Annotated in this window: 16 protein-coding genes and 1 pseudogene; 4 read left to right on the forward strand and 13 right to left on the reverse strand. The window is 67.1% G+C overall.

Features of this window, described 5'->3' with window-relative positions; all coding sequences use genetic code 11:
- Nucleotides 1–5: 5 nt before the first annotated feature.
- The 6 genes from O5O54_RS20265 to O5O54_RS20290 all read right to left on the reverse strand — a co-directional run bounded on the left by O5O54_RS20265 (nt 6) and on the right by O5O54_RS20290 (nt 6,891).
- Nucleotides 6–734 carry an amino acid ABC transporter ATP-binding protein gene (locus O5O54_RS20265; RefSeq protein ID WP_279483671.1) on the reverse strand — a complete coding sequence of 243 codons (729 nt, stop codon included), beginning with the start codon at nt 732–734 and terminating at the stop codon, nt 6–8.
- Nucleotides 731–3,640, reverse strand: a complete 2,910-nt coding sequence (locus O5O54_RS20270) for an FAD-dependent oxidoreductase (RefSeq protein WP_407061741.1) — start codon at nt 3,638–3,640, stop codon at nt 731–733. Before O5O54_RS20270 ends, O5O54_RS20265 begins: the two co-directional genes overlap by 4 nt.
- 1 nt (nt 3,641) lies before the next feature.
- Entirely contained in the window at nt 3,642–4,538 is an 897-nt protein-coding gene (gene dapA, locus O5O54_RS20275) for a 4-hydroxy-tetrahydrodipicolinate synthase (protein ID WP_279483673.1), read from the reverse strand.
- Nucleotides 4,539–4,564: 26 nt separating this feature from the next.
- Nucleotides 4,565–5,257, reverse strand: a complete 693-nt coding sequence (locus O5O54_RS20280; RefSeq protein WP_055887092.1) for an amino acid ABC transporter permease — start codon at nt 5,255–5,257, stop codon at nt 4,565–4,567.
- 52 nt (nt 5,258–5,309) lie between these two features.
- Nucleotides 5,310–6,137: an ABC transporter substrate-binding protein gene (locus O5O54_RS20285; protein ID WP_279483674.1), complete on the reverse strand. Its 828-nt coding sequence runs from the start codon at nt 6,135–6,137 to the stop codon at nt 5,310–5,312.
- A gap of 103 nt (nt 6,138–6,240) precedes the next feature.
- Nucleotides 6,241–6,891, reverse strand: a complete 651-nt coding sequence (locus O5O54_RS20290; RefSeq protein WP_279483675.1) for a GntR family transcriptional regulator — start codon at nt 6,889–6,891, stop codon at nt 6,241–6,243.
- A gap of 92 nt (nt 6,892–6,983) precedes the next feature.
- Between O5O54_RS20290 and O5O54_RS20295 the strand changes: the two genes are divergently transcribed.
- Complete coding sequence (locus tag O5O54_RS20295) at nt 6,984–7,658, forward strand: GntR family transcriptional regulator (protein ID WP_279483676.1); 675 nt, start codon at nt 6,984–6,986, stop codon at nt 7,656–7,658.
- Between the two features lie 27 nt (nt 7,659–7,685).
- Here the strand turns inward: O5O54_RS20295 and O5O54_RS20300 are convergent, their stop codons facing one another.
- From O5O54_RS20300 to O5O54_RS20325, 6 genes are all read right to left on the reverse strand, one after another.
- Nucleotides 7,686–9,194, reverse strand: coding sequence for a hypothetical protein (locus O5O54_RS20300; RefSeq protein WP_279483677.1), 1,509 nt, complete (start codon nt 9,192–9,194; stop codon nt 7,686–7,688).
- Between the two features lie 172 nt (nt 9,195–9,366).
- Entirely contained in the window at nt 9,367–10,107 is a 741-nt protein-coding gene (locus O5O54_RS20305) for a prolyl oligopeptidase family serine peptidase (RefSeq protein ID WP_279483678.1), read from the reverse strand.
- A gap of 46 nt (nt 10,108–10,153) precedes the next feature.
- Nucleotides 10,154–11,059 (reverse strand): methylisocitrate lyase, encoded by a 906-nt coding sequence (gene prpB / locus O5O54_RS20310; protein WP_279483679.1) that lies wholly within the window; start codon nt 11,057–11,059, stop codon nt 10,154–10,156.
- Between the two features lie 19 nt (nt 11,060–11,078).
- Nucleotides 11,079–12,587 (reverse strand): tripartite tricarboxylate transporter permease, encoded by a 1,509-nt coding sequence (locus O5O54_RS20315; protein ID WP_279483680.1) that lies wholly within the window; start codon nt 12,585–12,587, stop codon nt 11,079–11,081.
- A gap of 4 nt (nt 12,588–12,591) precedes the next feature.
- Nucleotides 12,592–13,032 (reverse strand): tripartite tricarboxylate transporter TctB family protein, encoded by a 441-nt coding sequence (locus O5O54_RS20320; protein WP_279483681.1) that lies wholly within the window; start codon nt 13,030–13,032, stop codon nt 12,592–12,594.
- Between the two features lie 4 nt (nt 13,033–13,036).
- A complete protein-coding gene (locus O5O54_RS20325; protein WP_279483682.1) occupies nt 13,037–14,020 on the reverse strand; it encodes a tripartite tricarboxylate transporter substrate binding protein in 984 nt (327 codons plus the stop codon).
- A gap of 141 nt (nt 14,021–14,161) precedes the next feature.
- Between O5O54_RS20325 and O5O54_RS20330 the strand changes: the two genes are divergently transcribed.
- From O5O54_RS20330 to O5O54_RS20340, 3 genes are all read left to right on the forward strand, one after another.
- Nucleotides 14,162–14,818, forward strand: a complete 657-nt coding sequence (locus tag O5O54_RS20330) for a GntR family transcriptional regulator (RefSeq protein ID WP_182422241.1) — start codon at nt 14,162–14,164, stop codon at nt 14,816–14,818.
- A 66-nt stretch (nt 14,819–14,884) separates the two neighbouring features.
- Complete coding sequence (locus O5O54_RS20335) at nt 14,885–15,508, forward strand: hypothetical protein (protein WP_279483683.1); 624 nt, start codon at nt 14,885–14,887, stop codon at nt 15,506–15,508.
- 557 nt (nt 15,509–16,065) lie between these two features.
- Complete coding sequence (locus O5O54_RS20340) at nt 16,066–16,566, forward strand: extracellular solute-binding protein (RefSeq protein ID WP_279483684.1); 501 nt, start codon at nt 16,066–16,068, stop codon at nt 16,564–16,566.
- Here O5O54_RS20340 and O5O54_RS20345 read toward each other — a convergent pair.
- Nucleotides 16,563–17,493, reverse strand: a pseudogene (locus O5O54_RS20345) (IS3 family transposase); the annotation flags it as partial. The gene O5O54_RS20340 and the pseudogene O5O54_RS20345 sit on opposite strands and share 4 nt — an antisense overlap.

The following is a 17,493-nucleotide window of genomic DNA, read 5'->3' on the forward strand; positions in this document are numbered from 1 at the left end:
CGCCCTCAATGTCGCAGGATCTTGCCGAGGAAGGTCTGCGTCCTCGGATTGGTGACGTCGGAGAAGAACGCCTCGGTCGGTCGGTCCTCGACGATCTCGCCCTGGTCGATGAAGACGACCCGCGTCGCGACGTTTCGGGCAAAGCCCATCTCGTGGGTCACGCACATCATGGTCATGCCCTCGCGGGCGAGGCCGACCATGACGTCGAGGACTTCGGCGATCATCTCGGGGTCGAGCGCGGAGGTCGGCTCGTCGAAGAGCATAGCCATCGGGTCCATCGCTAAGGCACGCGCGATCGCCACGCGCTGCTGCTGGCCGCCCGACAACTGGCCGGGATACTTGGCCGCGTGGTCGGCGAGCCCCACCCGGTCGAGCAGCGCCATTCCCTTGGCCTTCGCAACGTCGGGCGTGCGCTGGAGGACCATCTCCTGCGCGATCGTCAGGTTCTCGATGATCGACAGGTGCGGGAAAAGCTCGAAGTTCTGGAACACCATGCCGATTCGCGTGCGCAGGTTCGGCAGGTCGGTCTTCGGGTCGCCGACCTCGATGCCCTGGACCCGGATCGAGCCCTCGTCGAAGCCTTCGAGCCCGTTGACGCACTTGATGAGGGTCGACTTGCCCGACCCCGACGGGCCGCAGACGACGACCACCTCCCCCTTGGCGACATGGGTGCTGCAGTTCTTGAGGACCTGGAACTTCCCGTAGAACTTGTTGACGCCTTGGATCTCGATCATGGGCGGCCTTTCGCGAAGCGCGTGACGGAGAAGGGGCCGATGTCGTGCGTCGCGGGCCTTCCGGCCACGAGATCGGCGGTGATGCGGCCAACGAGCGGCCCGAGGGTGTAGCCGTTGGAGGTGACGGCGTTGAAGAAGCCGGGGGCGTCGGGGTGCTCGCCGAGGATCGGCGCGCCGTCGATGTTGATGTTCATCGCCGCCCAGCTCCGGATGACATGCGCCTTGCGAAGCGCCGGCACGACGTGCTGCGCCACCCAGAGGTTGCCCTCCAGGCTGTCGAAGAGCGGGCGCGGATGCTGGTGCACCGGATCGAGCCCGGCGGTCCAGCCACCGCCGATGATGATGTTGCCGTTCGCCGCCTGCTTCAGCGTCAGGTGGCGGCCGGCATGGGCGACGAGGCAGGATACGAGCGGTGCGACGGCTTCGGTCACTACCATCTGCAGCGGGGCGCCGAAGACCGGCACGTCAAGCCCGAGCATGGCTCCGATGCGCGAGGCGAAGGCGCCTGCCGCGTTCACGACCCGGCGCGCCCGGATCGGGCCGCGCGAGGTATCGACGGCATAGGCGTCGCCCTCGCGCCGGATCGCCCGGATCTCGGCGTTCGTATGGAGGCGTGCGCCGGCCGAAAGGGCCGCCGATAGGACGCCTTCGGTGGCCACGAGCGGATTGATCTTGCCCTCCTGCGGGCAGAACGCGGCGCCGAGGAAGTGCTCCGACAGCGCGGGCTCGCGGCGGCGGAGCTCCGCCGCATCGATCAGGTCGCAGGCGATCCCTTGCGAGCGCTCGACCGCAGTCTTGGCTTCCAGGAAGCGTAGATGCTCCTCGGTCTCGGCGACCATCAGGCCGCCGGTGACCTTGATTTCGAAGTCCGACGCCAGCTCTCGCTCCAGCTGGCGCCACAGGTCGATCGAGTCCCGCTGCAGCGGGAGGGTGCGCGCAGCCGGCCCGCCGCCGGCTTCTGCGCGCGCGCCGTAGTCGAAGGAGAGGAGCTGCGCATGCAGGCTCCCGGCATTACCGCCCGAGGCGCCGGAATTGGGAACGCCGCGTTCGACCACGGCGACGTCCTCGCCCGCGCGGGCGAGGAACAGCGCGGTGGACAGTCCGGCGATCCCGGCGCCGATCACCAGCGTTCCGACGGAAAGCGGCGGCAGCGGTTCGGCGTCCGGAGCCGCCCGGTCGGGCAGGAGCGCGCGGCGATGGCCGCCCCATTCCGGCTTCTCCAGCGCGAGCGCGGCGAGGGGGATCGGCCGGAGCGGCATCTGCGCGGCGAGCTTGGGCACGACCTCGCGGGCCTTGGGATCGCGCGCGGCGGCCCGCGCGAGGACCGGGCCGCAATAGCGGCCCTGGCAGCGGCCCATGCCGGCGCGGGTCATGCGCTTGAGGCTGGCGGTGTCGCCATGGGGCCCCTCTGCCAGCGCCTGCGAGACGGCCGCAAAGCTCACCGCCTCGCATCGGCAGGCCAGCGTGTCCGCGGATGGCGGCGGAGCGTCCGACGCGTCGAAAAGGGTCCAGAGCGCAGCCTGGAAGGTCTCGTGCCGGGCGAGGCGCCGGCGGTCGGCCCGCTCCTCGTCCGCCTCGGTCGCCGTGCGGGAGCCGAGCTCGCGCGATGCGGCGCGGCCCGCGAGCCGACCCTGCGCCAGCGCCACATGGGCGCCGGCGAAGCGGCCGGCCTCGCCGATCACGAAGACGTCGGGCTGGGACGTGCGGCCGGTCTCGTCACGCTCGACCTCCAGCCGGCCGCCGCGATCGCGGTGGGCGCAGCCGAGGAGCCGCGCGAGTTCGTTGGCGGAGGCAAAGCCGCTGCCGACGACCACGGCGTCGACCGCGGCGCGCCGCTCGCCCTCGGGGGTCGCGTAGACGGCGGCCTCGACCCGCCCGTCGCCCTCGACCCGCACGAGTTGCGAGGACCAGGAGAGGGGGATGCTCGACGCGCGCAGCCGGGCCATCTGCCGCATGCCGGCAAGCGCGAGCGCCGGGTGGCTGATGACAAGACGACCCGCCTCGCGCGGCCGCGTGTGCGGGGCCGGGGCCCGGTCGAGAACCGCGGCGACCGTCGACCCCGCGGCGGCAAGCTCCAGGGCCACCTGCAGGTTGAGAGGACCGTTGCCGGCCACGAGGACGCGCTGCCCCGCGGACACGCCGTAGGAGCGGATCAGCGTCTGCGCCCCGCCGGTGGTCATCACGCCCGGCAAGGTCCAGCCGGGAAGCGCAAGCGGCGTCTCGAAGGCGCCGGTGGCGACCACGAGCACGCGCGGGCGCCAGCGGGCCGCCTCGCCCCGGCTGACGGTTCCGAGAACGAGTTGGCCGTCCTTGTCCCGCTCGGCGCCCCAGACCAGCGTCTCGTTGCGGATGGCGACGCCGAGGCCGCGCACCCGCTCGATCAGCGTCGCGCCCTCCTGCATCTGCCCGTCGCGCGCCGCCATGCCCTGGCGCTGCTTGTAGAACTGCCCGCCGGGGCCGGGACGCTCGTCGAGCACCGTCACGCTCGCCCCGTGCCGTGCCGCGGCCTCCGCGGCCGCAAGGCCCGCCGGCCCGGCGCCCACGACCAGGACGTCGACGCTCTGTTCGGCGATCTGCATCGGCAGTCCGGCGAGATCGGCAAGGTAAGGATCGAGGAGGTCGATCCGCGCGGGATGGCTCCGCACGTCCTGGCCGTCCTCCGACTTGGTGAGACAGGCGCGCTGCCCCGCGCGTCCGTTCACCACCACGAGACACTCGTGGCAGACGCCCATGCCGCAGTAGTGGCCGCGCGGGCGTCCGTCCTTGCCGATGGACTGCGCCTTCAGGTCCGCCGCGATCAGCGTCGCGGCAAGGCTCTCGCCCGGCACGGCCGGGAGAGCGCGGCCATCGAACCGGATGGTCGCCGTCGCGCCGACGCGGGAGCTGGGGGCGGGCGCCATCGGCATGTCAGGCGGCGAGTGCCCGGGTGAGGCCGAAGTGGTCGACCAGCGCCTTCATGCGGGCGTCGTCGGCCGCCGGCAGCGGCAGGCGGGGCGGGCGCGGTTCGCCGACCGCAAAGCCCATGTGGCCGAGGAGCGCCTTCGTCCCGCCGACATAGAGATGCCCGCCGACCGCCTCGATCAGCGGCAGCCATTCGAGATAGAGCCTGTGCGCCTCGGGAACGCGGTTCTCGTCCTTCACCAGCTCGAAGATGCGCGCCATCTGCCGTGGGGCGACGTTGGACGCCACGGCGACCCAGCCTTCCGCCCCTTCCACGAAGGACTCAAAGCCCAGGATGCCGCCGAAGACCGTCATGTTGGAGCCGGCCTTGCGGATGATATCGCGCACGCGCGTCACCTCAAGCGTCGACTCCTTGATGTAGTCGCAGCCCCCGATCTCGGCGATCCGCGCGACGAGATCGGGCTTAAGGTCCACGTTGGCTGTCGCCGGATTGTTGTAGACCATGATCGGGAGCTTGGTCGCTGCGGCGATCGTGCGGTAGTGGTGGACGAGCTCGTCGTCGGTCGGCGTCGAGTAGAAGGGCGGAATGATCATCACCCCGTCGGCCCCGAGGTCCTCGGCCTGTCGCGTAAGGCGGACGGCCTCGCGCGTGTCCTCGGCGCCCGTGCCGATCAGGACGGGGACCCGGCCGGCGGCCGTCTCGATCACGGTCCTCGCGACCTCGACGCGCTCCTCCTCGGACAGGGACAGGAACTCGCCGGTGGAGCCGAGCGGGATCAGGCCGTGGATGCCTTCCCGGACCTGCCAGTCGGTGAAGGCTTTGAGCGTTTCGACGTCAAGCCGTCCGGCCTTGTCGAACGGCGTGATCATGACGGTGTAGACACCGCGAAAGGTCTTCTGCATGGCGATGGATCCGTTGAAAGGCGGGGTCAGCGCTGCTCGCTCGCGGCAAGCGGCTGGTCGGAGCGTCCGAAGCGCCGCTCGATCCGGCGCTGAACAAGGTCCCAGAGCGTGGTCAGGAGAAGGTAGTAGATCGCCGCGACGGTGAAGAGTTCGAGCACCTCGAAGCGCTCCTGGATGAGGACCTGCGTGCGGCGCAGGAGTTCCTCCATCGAGATCACCGAGGTGACAGAGGTGGTCTTGAGGAGGCCGTTCACCGAGTTGCCGAGCGGCGGCACGATGATCTTCAGCGCCTGCGGAAGCACGATCGAGCGCATGATCTGCGGCTCGCGCATGCCGAGCGCGCGCGCGGCCCGCACCTGGCCCTTCGGCACCGCCTCGATGCCGGCGCGGATGATCTCGGCGAGATAGGCCGCCTCGTTGAGCGACAGGCCAATCAGCGCGGCCTGCCAGACGTTGAAGCGGATGCCGAGTTCGGGCAGGGCGGTGTAGATGACGATGAGCTGGACGAGTAGTGGCGTTCCGCGGAACAGCCAGACATAGGCGCCCGCCAAGCCCGAGAGGATGCGCGACGACGAGCGCCGCATCAGGGCGAGGCCGAAGCCGAGCACGAGGCCGGCGAGGATGGCGACGACCGTCAGCCAGAGCGTCGTGAAGACGCCCTGGAGGATGAACGGGTTCACGAGGTAGCCGAAGAAGCCCGACCAGTTCCAGTTCAGCATGCGTGCGGTCCTTCGCCGGATCGTCGCCGAGGCGGGGTGGAAAGACTGGCGGTCAGCCCGCCGGACCCTTCACGGCGAGCTCGCCGGACACCGGCTCGACGCCGTACTCGGCAAACAGCTTGTCGAAGGAGCCGTCGGCCTTCATGTCCGCGAGCACCTTCGCCACCGCGTCCGCCAGCGGGCGGCTCTTCATGGCGAGGGCCACCGGCGTCGGGCCGATCCCGTGCAGCGCGCGGTGGAACTGGCCGCGCTTGGCGTATTCCTCGGCCACGCCGTCGATCGAAACCATCGCGTCGACCTGGCCGGCGCGCAGCGCCTGATAGGCGAGGGCGAAATTGTCGAAGGTCCGCACCGTCGCGCCCTCGAGGCCCTTCTCGCGCAGCTGCGCGTCGATCGCCTTGGCCTGCTTCTCCTCGAAGCCGCCGATCTCGACGCCGATCGAGTGGCCGGCGAGATCGTCGAGCGACTTGACCTCGATGCCGGAATTATTGGCCGTCGAGATGCTGATCGCCTGGTTCTCGTAGGGGATCATCTGCATCATCGCCGCACGCTCGGGCGTGTAGAAGATGCCGGTGTTGATGAGGTCCCAGCGGCCCGACTGAAGCCCGGGCACCATCGCCGAGAACTCGATGCGGATGTATTCGGGCTCAAGGCACAGCCGCTTGGCGATCTCCCTGCCGAGCTCGACGCGCATGCCCTTCAGCTCGCCCGACGCATCTACGAACTGCAGCGGCGGCAAGGTCGGGTTCGTCGACATGACCAGCTTGCCCGGTTGAATGAGTTCGCTGTCGGCGACGACGGGCTTGCAGTCCTGTGCCTGGGCCGTCGTGGCAAGGAGGAGGGCGCCGAGCGCGATCGTCAGGGAAAACCGGATGGGCATGGTGAAACCTCTTGGCAAGATCGGGAGGAAGTGCGCATGCTAGTGGTATACCAATATTATGCGATGAATGCCGGAGGCTTGCAAGATGGATTCTTCGAAGTCGTCAGAAGCGTTCGAGAACGCGTCGGCGGATGCCGGACAGGTGTCGCCGCATCGCGTCCGCCGCCTGGTCGGGCGCGCGAAGCGACAGCGCGGTCAGGATCTCCCGGTGCTCACCGTTGTCGACGTGCAGCGTCGCCCGCCATTTCGTCTGGCGTTCGTAGAGCGTGGTGTAGCGGCGCATATCCTGGAGGTACCGCGTCATGAACGGGTTGCCGCATTGGGTCGCGATCAGCGCGTGGAGATCGTCGTCAAACAGGAGGAGGTCGATCTCCTGGAGGTCGTCTGTCGTCTCCAGCCGCGCCATCTCGGCCTCGAGCCGGGCGACGTCGGCGGCCGCAACGGCCGTGGCCGCGAGCGACGCGGCGGCTGGCTCGACGAGCGCGCGCATCTCCAGGGTCTGCAGATAGTCCTGAAGGCTGAGGGCGCGAACCGCCAGGATGCCGGTGTTGCTGCGCACCAGCAAGCCCTCGCCGGCCAACCGGCCGAGGGCGTCGCGCAAGGGCGAGCGCGAGACGCCGATCTCCTCGGCGATACGCCGTTCCTGGATGGGAGTCCCGGCCGCCAGGCGCGCGTCGAGAATGTCCGACAGGATTTGCCGGTAGGCCTTTTCAGAGAGATTGGTGGGTTCCGCCGGGGCCGGGGGCTTCGCCATCTGGAGCTCGACTGTTTGCTTCCGCACGGCGAAGGAGTGGCATACCAGTCGTGTATAGGCGAGGGGCGAGTGCGGGCGAGGGCGAGGCAGTCATGATTTCAAACGAAGAGGCTGCGCCGACCGCGGCCGCCGATCGCAGCCCGAACCTTGCCAATCTCGCCTACCGCTCGGTCGCCGAAATGATCCGCAGCCGTCGCCTGCGCGGCGGCGACGTGATCGTCGAGGCCAAGCTTGCCGCGACGCTCGGCGTGTCGCGAACGCCGATGCGCGAGGCGCTTCAGAGGCTGGAGGGCGAGGGGCTCGTCCACAAGGGTGAGGGGCGCAACTATGTCGTGCGTCGCGTCGACCTCGGCGAATATCTTCAGAGCCTCCGACTGCGACTCCTGATCGAGCCCGAGGCGGCGGTGCTTGCGCTCGACAATATTCCCCGCCGCACGCTTCTCGCCGTGCGCCTCGAGATTCTGGAACTCCTCGACGCCAAGACGTACCACACCGATCAGCACTGGTTCTCGGACGACCATCTGCACGGGATGATCATCGATCATTGCGGCAACGCGGTCATGGCGCGCGTGCTCCGCGACCTGCGGGCTGCGACACGGCTCTTTGAGATCGACCAGCTAAAGGAGCGACTGATCCCGGACTCCTCGGAGCACCTCAGGATCATCGAGGCAATTCAGGCCACGGACGCCGAGGCCACGCGGGAAAGCGTCGCCGTCCACATCCGCAGCCTCATTGCGTTCGCCTTGGCGGCCTTCCAACTGAAGTAGCGGGATGGCTAGGTCCCGAGCCTTGGGCTACTGCTCCGCCTTGGGTTGAGTGGTTGTATCCCAATGTGGCGGAGCGGAGAGGACGAGCGCGCGGAGGTCGGCGGGCTCGGCTGCGTCGTCCATCCGGGTGTCGCCCTTCGCTGCGGCAAGTGCGAACCACGCCATACGTTCGCCGGCAAGGTTCATGTTCTCCGGGGATTGCGTCGCAAGCTGATGGGGGCCGTGGAAGACGAAGATGTCCTTCAAGCCCTTCGCGCGGTTCAGGGCGACGAGGCTGCCCTCCAGCCCCTCTACGTAATCCCAAGTGCCCTTGACGATCTGCAGCGCCGGCCAGCGGACGACGCCAGCCGCGACCTCGCCATCGGGATAGTACGTCGTCGAGAACTCCTCGCGCAGCGCCGCCTCAATCACGTCGTGGCCCTTGACGCGCGTCCCGAGACCGCCGGCGTTCGGACCGTAGAGGATCGCGCCCTTAATGTTGGCGCGCCCGAGCGCCGGGCCGCAGGCACCATCGGGGACGTCGCGGTCGCAGGTCTCAACGAAATTCTTCTGCATGGCATAGGCGACAGCGTAGGAGCCGCGTGAATAGCCCATCAGGACGATCGGCATCGCCACGATGTCGGCGCCGTCCATCACGGTGGAGGCCGCCCGCGCACCTTCGAGGGCCTTGCCGTCCGGCCCCAACGCCCGCATGCCTTCGCCGGACGCCAACTGCTCGAACTCGCGGACCATGTCGTTGGCCTGTTCGGCGGTATTGAAGCCGTTCTGGCCGCCCGAAATTCCGTTGCCGCGCCGGTCGGTCACGAGGACGTCGAAGCCTGCTTCATGGAAGGCGTGGGCGAAGCCGCGCCAGTGGCGCATGCCAGGCTCTTCCGACAAGCCGTCCGGCGTCTCGTTCAGCACGTACTTGCCGCTCGCCTCGTCGTGCGCGACGGGCACCGAGTTCGGATTGTCGAGCGCGGTGATCTCGTTGCCGCCCCCGTTGTTCATCACGACCAGCGCGCGTTCCCGCTGGCCGTCGTCGGACGCGATGCCGTCACCTCGGATATACCAGCCGCGCAGCTTGATCTCGCCGTCCGTCTTGAGGTGAACGCGCTCATAAGCATCGCGCGGCGCGGTGAACTCGACCACGAAAGTCTTGTCATCGGCGTCCGCGATCGGCTCGCCGTAGGGTGCCTTGCCGAAGTCGGCCGGGCGGCGGATATCTGACAGATCGACCGTGCCCTCTGGATCGATCTTGCCCCTAGTGCCGACTGTGCCGGTCTCTCGCGTCTCGACGCGAGCAAACCCCTTGGCGCCCTTGCGGGCCGCCGCCGCGCAGGCCTCGTCCGCCTTGCACCCAAGCCAGCGCTCGCGGATCTTGGCGTCGGTGAACTCGGCCGTGTAGAAGTCGCCGGCATAGCCCTCCGGCACGAGCTGGTTCAGCGGCATGAAGGGCTGGCAGAGGCCGGCGGCGTCCCGATAGCCGGGGAGATCGGCGTTTCGGTCGTAATTGACGCGGGCCGTGCAGTCGGGAGCCGGTGTTCCAGCGTTCACGACCGGCGCTTCCTGCGCCCCCGCTGCGCCCGACAAAACAATCAGGCTCGCGGCTACCAGAGTTCGACGCATCCTGTTCCTCCCAGTTTCTAGAAGCGACGCCGTCATTCTGCACACCGGCGATGAGATCGTCAGGTGCCCTGATCGTTAGGGGCACGCCGATCGGCGCGACCTACTGCGCGGGCTCAGCTGGTGCGGCTTCCAACCGCTGTTCGGCCAGCCAGTCCCAAAGTGCGGAGTCATTCAGCGCCGCCGCCTCGACTGCCTCATGGCTGGTGTTCTCGAAGACGGTCAGGCGCGCGTCGCGCTTCAGCGCCTTCAGACGCTCGTAGAGCACGACCGAGTCCGACAGCGGGATGACCTTGTCATCGGTCCCGTGAAAGACCCAGAAGGCTGCCTTCTCGCCCGTGCGGTTCAGATAGTGGCGATTGCCGCCGCCCGCGATCGGCACCACGGCGGCGAAGGTTTCGGGATACTGCTCCGCCATGGCCCAAGCCGCGAAGGCGCCGCGGCTGTATCCCATCACGACGATGCGGGATCGATCGACGCGGAGGTTGGCGACGACCTCGTCAAGCGCCGCCTTCACCTTCTCGATGGGATAGAGCAGTTCCTCATTCGGGTTCTGCGGCGAGAAGACGAGGTAGGGCACTTCGCGTCCGCCCTCGATCATCGCCGGAAGTCCGCTCGATCGTACCTTCTCGACATCGCTGCCGCCCTGATCGCCCCCGTGCAGCCAGACGATGAGCGGAAAGGCCTCATTGGAGGTCTCGTAGCCGGGGGGGGTGGATAGGAGATAGTTCAGATCGGCCGGGATCGTGGCGGTGGACCGGGCTGCCGTCTGTTCGGCTTGAGCCATTGGCATGCCGAGCCCAACGGCTGCCGAAAGGGTGAGCGAAGCGAGTATAACGCGCATGTGGATGGGTCCTCCCTGAAGACGAGGATGTGCCGGGCGGGGGGTCTTAGCTCGGAAGAACGGTCGCTACGATGCTCCGGTCCAGCGCCTCGTAGTCGAAGTAGCGAATGGTCTCGTAAAGTTCGGCGCGGGTCTGCATGCGATCGAGGAGTGAGGTCGCCGTTCCCTCGGACGCCAGGCGCGCATAGAGTTCGCTCTGCGCCTTTGCGGCCACCCGCAGCGAAGTGACTGGCCAGATCACCATGGCGTAGCCGAAATCCTGAAACTCCTGCGCCGTCAGCGGCGGAGTGCGGCCGAACTCGGTCATGTTAGCCAGAAGCTTCACGCCGGGCAGACGGCTTGCGACCTCGCGGAACATCTCGACCGAGGTCAGCGCCTCCGGGAAGATCGCGTCGGCGCCGGCCTCAAGATAGAGCTTCGCTCGCGCGACCGCTCCCTCGATCCCCTCGCTCGCCGCCGCGTCGGTGCGTGCGATGACGACCAGATCGCGCGAGGCGCGTTTAGCGGCGTTGACCTTCGCGGCCATGTCTGACGGCGCGGCGAGCTGCTTGTCGTTGAGGTGGCCGCATTTCTTCGGCAGGAGTTGGTCCTCAATCTGCACCGCGCCGGCGCCCGCATCCTCGAAGGAGCGGACCATGTGCATGACGTTCAGCGCTTCGCCGTAGCCGGTATCGCCGTCCGCCAGCAACGGCAGGCCGGACGCTCGCGCGATCTGACGGATGAAGAAGCTCATGTCCTCGACGGTGAGAATGCCGAGATCGGGCAGACCCATCGAGGCGCTGACCGCCGCGCCCGACAGGTACAGCGCCTCGAACCCGGCATCGCGCGCCTGGATCGCGGCGAGCCCGTTGTGCGCGCCGGGAATCCCAAGGATCTGCGGGCGCTCGATGAGCGCGCGGAACCGGGAGCCGGCGGATTGCCGGGGAAGATGGGCGGCGACGAGATAGGTCATGAAGTCAGGTCCTTGGGCGTCAGGTCTCGCTGTCGGCCATTTGGGCGACGCGCTTGCGCAGGCGGGGCGCGATCAGCGGAATCAGCAGGACGGCAAGCGCGACGAGCCAGATGACGACGGCGATCGGCGACTGGAAGAGGATGGTCGGGTTGCCGTCCGACAGCGACATGGCCCGGCGCAGGTTGTCCTCGAAGAGCCGCGCCAGCACGAAGGCGATGAGAAGCGGGATCAGCGGGAAGCCGACCTTGCGCATGACATAGGCGAGGATGCCGAGGAGCACGGTGAGCACCAGCTCAAAGGGCGAGTTGGTGGCGGCATAGACGCCGGCGAAGCTCAAGCCGAGGATGCCGGGGAAGAGGATCCAGTAGGGAACGAGCAGCAGCCGGGCGAAGAGACCGACCAGCGGCAAGTTCAGGACCAGGAGCATGATGTTGCCGATGTACATCGACGCGATCAGCCCCCAGGCGATCTCAGGCCGTTGCGTGAACAGGAGCGGGCCCGGCGTCACGGAATACATCATCAGCGCGCCGAGGAGGACGGCGGTGGTGCCCGATCCCGGGATGCCGAGCGCGAGCATCGGGACCATGGAAGCGGTCTGCGCGGCATTGTCGGCGGTTTCCGGCGAGGCGAGCCCGCGCATGTCGCCCTTGCCGAAGGTGCCCTTGTCCGAGACGCGCTTCTCCACCGTGTAGGCCAGTGCGGAGGAGACGGCCGCGCCGGTGGCCGGCAGGATGCCGAGGAAGAAGCCGACACCGGTCGCGCGCAGCATGGCGGGCGTGCAGTAGCGGATCTCCGACCACTTCAAGCGCTCGCCGCCCCCATAGTTCGTCACGGTGCCGGAGCGCAGACCTTCGGCCACCACCAGAATCTCGCTCACCGCGAAGAGACCGATCGTCAGCGTCGCGAAGTCGATGCCGCCCAGAAGCTCCAGCGAGCCGAAGGTGAAGCGCTCGATCCCCGAGCCGCCGTCGATGCCGACCATAGCGAGCAGCAGGCCGAGGGCAACCGCCGCCCAGGTCTTGGCCGGCCGCGCCTCGCCGATCGTGGCGAGCATCGTGAAGGACAGGGTCATCAGCGCGACGTATTCCGCCGGGCCGAAGGTGACGGCGATCCGGGCGAGCGGCACGGCGAGGAAGGTCAGGAGCACGACGGTGAGCGTGCCGCCGACGAAGCTGCCGATGCCGCTGATGGCGAGCGCCGCCGCCCCGCGGCCCTTCTGCGCCAGCGGGAATCCGTCCAGCGTGGTCATCACGAGGCCAGGATCGCCCGGAATGTTCAAAAGGATCGACGAGATGCGACCGCCGTAGCCGGAGCCGTAGTAGATGCCGGCCAGAAGGATGAGCGCGCTCTCCGGCGGCAGGCCTAAGGCAAAGCACAGCGGTAGGAGAAGAACGATCGAGTTGATCGGCCCGATGCCGGGCAGCGCGCCGACGGCGGTGCCGAGCGCCGCGCCAAGAAGCGCCAGCAGAAGGTTGAAGGGCGTCAGCGCGACGGAGAAGCCGTAGGCGAGTGAAGCGAGGGCATCCATGGCTCTACAGTCCCAAGGGACCGCGAGGCAGGCCGAGGCCGAGCCCGAGGTCGATCAGCACGAAGATCACCACTGCCATGGCCACCGAGCCCACGAGCGCGGGAATGGGCCGTCCCTTGAACGCCAGTGCGCACAGAAACCCCAGAACCGCGGTCGCCGGGACGAAGCCCAAGGGGGGCAGGATGAAGGGGTAGGCCAGCGAGGAGAGGGCCACCAGAAGGATCCGCCCATAGTCCCCGACCTCCCAAGCCATCGCAGTGGGGCCAAGGGCGATCGATGCCCCGCAGACCACGAGGATGAGGCCGGCGATGATCGGAAAAGCCTTTGGTCCCACCGGATCGGCCGCGAAGGCGACCTCGAGACTTAAGCCATGCCAGACCGCTCCGATGCCCAGCAGAAGAACCGCCAAACCGCTGATGCGGTCGAAGATCGCGCTCGCGGCCATCAAATCACTTCCCGCTGGTCGGCAGGCCGACCTCGGCGGCGAGCGCACGAAAATCCTGCGTGCGCTTCTTGGCAAAAGCGTCGAACTCGGGCCCCACGAGGTCGTATTCAAAGAGGCCCTGCTCGGTGCGCGCCTTCTGCCATTCGGGGTTGGCGTTCAGCTTCGCGAGAGCGTCCGTCCAGTAGGTGTATTCCGCATCCTTGATGCCGGGAGGCGCGTAGAAGCCGCGCACGATCGGCCATTCGACGTCGTAGCCGGCCTCCTTGGCAGTGGGGACGTCCGCATAGGCGCCCGGCAGCCGCTCGGCCGAGAAGGTGGCGAGCACCCGGATCTCGCCGGCCTCCAGTTGGCCGAGCATCTCCGACGCGTCGCCGGGCAGCGCCTCGATCGTGCCGCCGAGGAGGGCCGCCAGAGCTTCGCCGCCGCCCTCGTAGGACAGGTAGCGCATCCCCTTGGGATCGACGCCGGCGGCCTTGGCGACGAGCGCGGGCTTCATCCAGTCCTGGCTGCCGACGGTGCCGCCGGCGCCGATCGCGACGGAGGAGACGTTCTCCTTCAGGGCCGCGACGAAGTCCTCCATCGTCTTGAAGCGGCTGTCCTTGCGCACGGCGAGGACCCCGTAGTCGGCGCCCACGGCGCCGAGCCAGCGGACGTCGTTCTCGGAGAAGCGCCCGAACTTGCCCTGCGCGAGGTTCACCCACGAGCCCGTCGAGACGGCGACGATCACGTTGGGGTCGTTTCGCCGCTGGGCCTGGATCATGTTGTAGGCGACGGCGCCGATGCCGCCCGGCATGTTGGTGGTGCGGATCGTCGGCTCCACGATGCCGAGATCGTTGAGTTTCTGCGAGGTCAGGCGGCAGGTCAGGTCAAAGCCGCCGCCGGGCGCCGCCGGGGCGATGCATTCGGGATTACGAGGCTGGAAATCCTGGGCGATTGCCGGTCCCGAACACAGGACCACAGCGGCGGTGAACCAGCGGGCATATCTCATTGCGAACCGTCCTCCCAAACGATAGCCTAATGAAGTGTCGACACAATCTTCCTCAATTGACCATTATGCAACCCTGGATTCAATTTTTCTGCATAGATTGTCGACAAGATGGTTTAAGTGTCTCATTTCTTACGAGGGCGCATGCGTTTCAATCAGTCCGCCTCCATCTATGAGAAACTCAGTCAGGCCATCCTGCAGGGCGAACTCGCCCCCGGCGCGAAGCTGAGCGAACCGGCACTCGCCGAGCAGCTCCAGGTGAGCCGCGCACCCGTGCGAGAGGCGATCCGCCGTCTTCAGGAGCGTGGGATCGTGACGCATGTGCCCAATCAAGGTGCGCGCGTCGTATCGCCCAGCCTCGACGAGTTCCTGGCCATTCTCGACGTGCGCGAGGCGCTGGAAGCCATGGCGTGCCGGCTGGCCGCCACCACCATGAGCGATCGCGCGATCACGGAACTGCAGGAGATCGTGGCCATGCACGGACGAGCCCTCGAGGCCGATCCAGCTGGTCCCTACCTGCAGCAGGACTTCGACACCGACTTCCATGTGCGGGTCGCCCGCGGCTGCGGCAATCCGATGCTGACCGATCTCCTCTGCGACCAGTTCTACCCGCGACTCAAGCTCTGCCGCGCTCGACATCGGTCGGTGAAGGGCCGCGGCTTCGCCGCCTGGAAAGAGCACGGACGGATCATGGAGGCGCTGGCCGAGCGCGATCCGGACGCCGCCGAGTTCACCATGCGCCGTCACGTGAGGGCCGCGAGGGCGGCCTTGATCGCCGCGACATCCGAGAGCGCCTCGTAAGTGTTGGTCCGATCAGACGCGAAACGATAAGGATTGGACGAACGTCGCGAGCCGGAGGAGGGGCCAATGAGAAAACCGGGGTCGGTCAAGGCGCTGGAGGACCTCGGTCGGGTTCGTCTGTCGCCGAACTTCTTCATGCGCGACTTTCTGCATTCCGAGATCGCCGACTTTCATGGGATTCCGAACATCCCCGACGACCCCGATCTTGCGGTGACAGTCGGCAAGCGCCTCTGCAAGGAGCTTCTCGAGCCGCTTCAGGCGACCTTCGGACGCCTTGCGATCCGGTCGGCCTATCGCTCTCCCGCCGTCAACGAGTTCGGTAATCGCAACGGCCTGTCATGCGCCGTCAACGAGGCCAACTACGCCGGTCACATCTGGGATCGTCGCGATAAGGCCGGCCATATGGGGGCGACCGCCTGTATCGTCGTCCCCTGGTTCGCCGATCGCTACGAGGCGGGCGATGACTGGCGCGCCCTTGCTTGGTGGATTCACGATTACCTGCCGTACTCGAGCCTCTACTTCTTCCCGAAACTCGCGGCGTTCAACCTGACGTGGCACGAACGACCGGAGCGCCGGATCGACAGCTACATCACGCCGAAGGGCTGCCTGACAAAACCAGGCATGGCCAACCACGATGGCCTCCATGCCGAATGGTACGAGGCGCTTCCGGCGCTGAGGCTCGGTCCTTGAGCGAGGATGTGTGAACGAGCCAGACAGCGCGAACTCGTGTTTTCCGACGTCACCGGCTCAATCGCGGTCGGAACGAATTTCACGAGTTCGAATACCCGGCCTGCACAGTAGGCTTTATCAATGTGCAGTTTGATCGCTCCCGAAGCATGGGCTGAGGAAAGTTCGTGCAGATGTGCGTCAAGAAGCGGTTGCGTCCGCAACGCCTCCGTGTAAGCATTCCATCATGGACCAAGCCGTCGCTCCTTTCGGGACCACCGCCAACCGCCGCCATGTCATGGCCCGCGGTCGCGCGTCCAAGCGGCGGCGCAGCGCTCGCTGGCATTTGCGGTCATCGCTTCTGTTCGTCGTCCTTCTTTCGGCGATCCAAGGATCAAACTCCTGATCTGAATGCCGAATCGGCTTCTTGAGTCGATCGCTTCCCTTCGCGTTTCCATCGGCCATCCGCAGTCCCGGTCTTCGATCGGGCGGCAAGCGATGCGTCCGTTCCGCCACGTGCCGTCGGGATGAAGCCCGGCCCGCGAACGGTCCTCTATACTTATCGGACAGGAGATCGATGCATGGATATCGACAGGCGTCAGGCAAAGTACTTGGTCGGCGGCGGTCTCGTGGCGCTGGGCGCGGGGCGAACCGCGCAGGCCCAGGAGGCGCGGGAGATGGTGATCGTCACCTATCCGGGCGCCCTGTCCGGGCCCCATCGCTGGCTGGCCGACCAGATCGAGGCGCGCCATCCCGGGCTTGCGATCCGGCTGGTGCCCTCCGACAGCCAGGACATCGTCGCGCAGATCAAGGCCGCCCAGGGCTATTCGCCCTACGATGCAGGGCCCAACGACGAGCCGCCGCACCTGATCGGCATGTCCGAGGGCTATCTCGCCAAGCGGGACGACGCGGCGCTGCCGAACTTGGCCAACGCCTATCCCGAGCTCCTGGCCAAAAGCGGCGGCTACGGCGTTCCCGCCACCTATTCGCTCGTCGGGATCGCCTATAACACCGATCTCGTGAAGACGCCGCCGGTGTCCTGGGCTGGTCTGCCCCCATCAGGTGGCCCGGATCAAATCTAATGCATGGTGGGCTTGTCGGCGACGTTTGATGTGGCCGGCGAAGCGGGTTGGGGTAGCGCAGCCGGCCATGGCGCAGCGGCAGGTGCTGGCGGACGGTAGCCCAGGCTCGAGTGTGGACGTTTGGTGTTGTAGTGCTGGCGCCAGCTTTCGATGACGATGCGGGCCTCGGCGAGGCTGTAGAAGATCTCGCCGTTGAGCAGTTCGTCGCGAAGCTTCGAGTTGAAGCTTTCGCAATAGCCGTTCTCCCAAGGCGAGCCCGGCTCGATGAACGCGGTCCTGGCGCCGACCGCCGTGATCCACTCACGCACCGCTTTGGCCACGAACTCGGGGCCGTTGTCGGAGCGGATGTGGCCCGGCGCGCCGCGCACGATGAACAGATCCGACAAGACGTCGATGACGTCCGAGGATCTTAGCTTCCGATCGACGCGAATGGCCAGGCACTCACGCGTGAACTCGTCGATCACATTGAGCATGCGGAACTTGCGGCCGTCATGGGTTCTCGCTTCCACGAAGTCGTAGGACCATACATGGTTGGAACGCTCGGGCCGAAGCCGAACGCACGAGCCGTCGTTCAGCCAGAGCCGACTGCGCTTGGGTTGCCTGGCCGGTACCTTCAGACCCTCCTGCCGCCAGATCCGCTCAACGCGCTTTACGTTGACCCCCATCCAGCATCCCGCAGCAGGGCCGTGATCCGGCGGTATCCATATCGACCACAGCGGGTTGCCAGCTCGATGATGTCGGCCGTCAACGCCGCATCGTCGGCTCGCCCCTTCGGCACCTTGCGCTGTGTCGACCGATGCTGCCCCAGAACCCGGCACGCCAGCCGCTCCTTCACGCCATGCTCCTTCATGACGTGTTCGATGCAGCGGCGACGCCGGGCGGGGCTTACCAGTTTCCCGATGCAGCCTCTTTCAGGATCAGCTTCTC

Source organism: Aureimonas sp. SK2, assembly GCF_029813115.1.
GTDB lineage: Bacteria > Pseudomonadota > Alphaproteobacteria > Rhizobiales > Rhizobiaceae > Aureimonas.

Excerpts from the sequence above, each read along its gene's own strand:
- O5O54_RS20305 (WP_279483678.1), bottom strand. The coding sequence starts at position 10,107 with ATGCGCGTTATACTCGCTTCGCTCACCCTTTCGGCAGCCGTTGGGCTC.
- O5O54_RS20340 (WP_279483684.1), top strand. The coding sequence starts at position 16,066 with ATGGATATCGACAGGCGTCAGGCAAAGTACTTGGTCGGCGGCGGTCTC.
- O5O54_RS20295 (WP_279483676.1), top strand. The coding sequence starts at position 6,984 with ATGATTTCAAACGAAGAGGCTGCGCCGACCGCGGCCGCCGATCGCAGC.
- O5O54_RS20270 (WP_407061741.1), bottom strand. The coding sequence starts at position 3,640 with ATGCCGATGGCGCCCGCCCCCAGCTCCCGCGTCGGCGCGACGGCGACC.
- O5O54_RS20280 (WP_055887092.1), bottom strand. The coding sequence starts at position 5,257 with ATGCTGAACTGGAACTGGTCGGGCTTCTTCGGCTACCTCGTGAACCCG.
- O5O54_RS20325 (WP_279483682.1), bottom strand. The coding sequence starts at position 14,020 with ATGAGATATGCCCGCTGGTTCACCGCCGCTGTGGTCCTGTGTTCGGGA.
- O5O54_RS20335 (WP_279483683.1), top strand. The coding sequence starts at position 14,885 with ATGAGAAAACCGGGGTCGGTCAAGGCGCTGGAGGACCTCGGTCGGGTT.
- O5O54_RS20285 (WP_279483674.1), bottom strand. The coding sequence starts at position 6,137 with ATGCCCATCCGGTTTTCCCTGACGATCGCGCTCGGCGCCCTCCTCCTT.
- O5O54_RS20315 (WP_279483680.1), bottom strand. The coding sequence starts at position 12,587 with ATGGATGCCCTCGCTTCACTCGCCTACGGCTTCTCCGTCGCGCTGACG.
- O5O54_RS20330 (WP_182422241.1), top strand. The coding sequence starts at position 14,162 with ATGCGTTTCAATCAGTCCGCCTCCATCTATGAGAAACTCAGTCAGGCC.
- O5O54_RS20265 (WP_279483671.1), bottom strand. The coding sequence starts at position 734 with ATGATCGAGATCCAAGGCGTCAACAAGTTCTACGGGAAGTTCCAGGTC.
- prpB (WP_279483679.1), bottom strand. The coding sequence starts at position 11,059 with ATGACCTATCTCGTCGCCGCCCATCTTCCCCGGCAATCCGCCGGCTCC.
- dapA (WP_279483673.1), bottom strand. The coding sequence starts at position 4,538 with ATGCAGAAGACCTTTCGCGGTGTCTACACCGTCATGATCACGCCGTTC.
- O5O54_RS20290 (WP_279483675.1), bottom strand. The coding sequence starts at position 6,891 with ATGGCGAAGCCCCCGGCCCCGGCGGAACCCACCAATCTCTCTGAAAAG.
- O5O54_RS20320 (WP_279483681.1), bottom strand. The coding sequence starts at position 13,032 with ATGGCCGCGAGCGCGATCTTCGACCGCATCAGCGGTTTGGCGGTTCTT.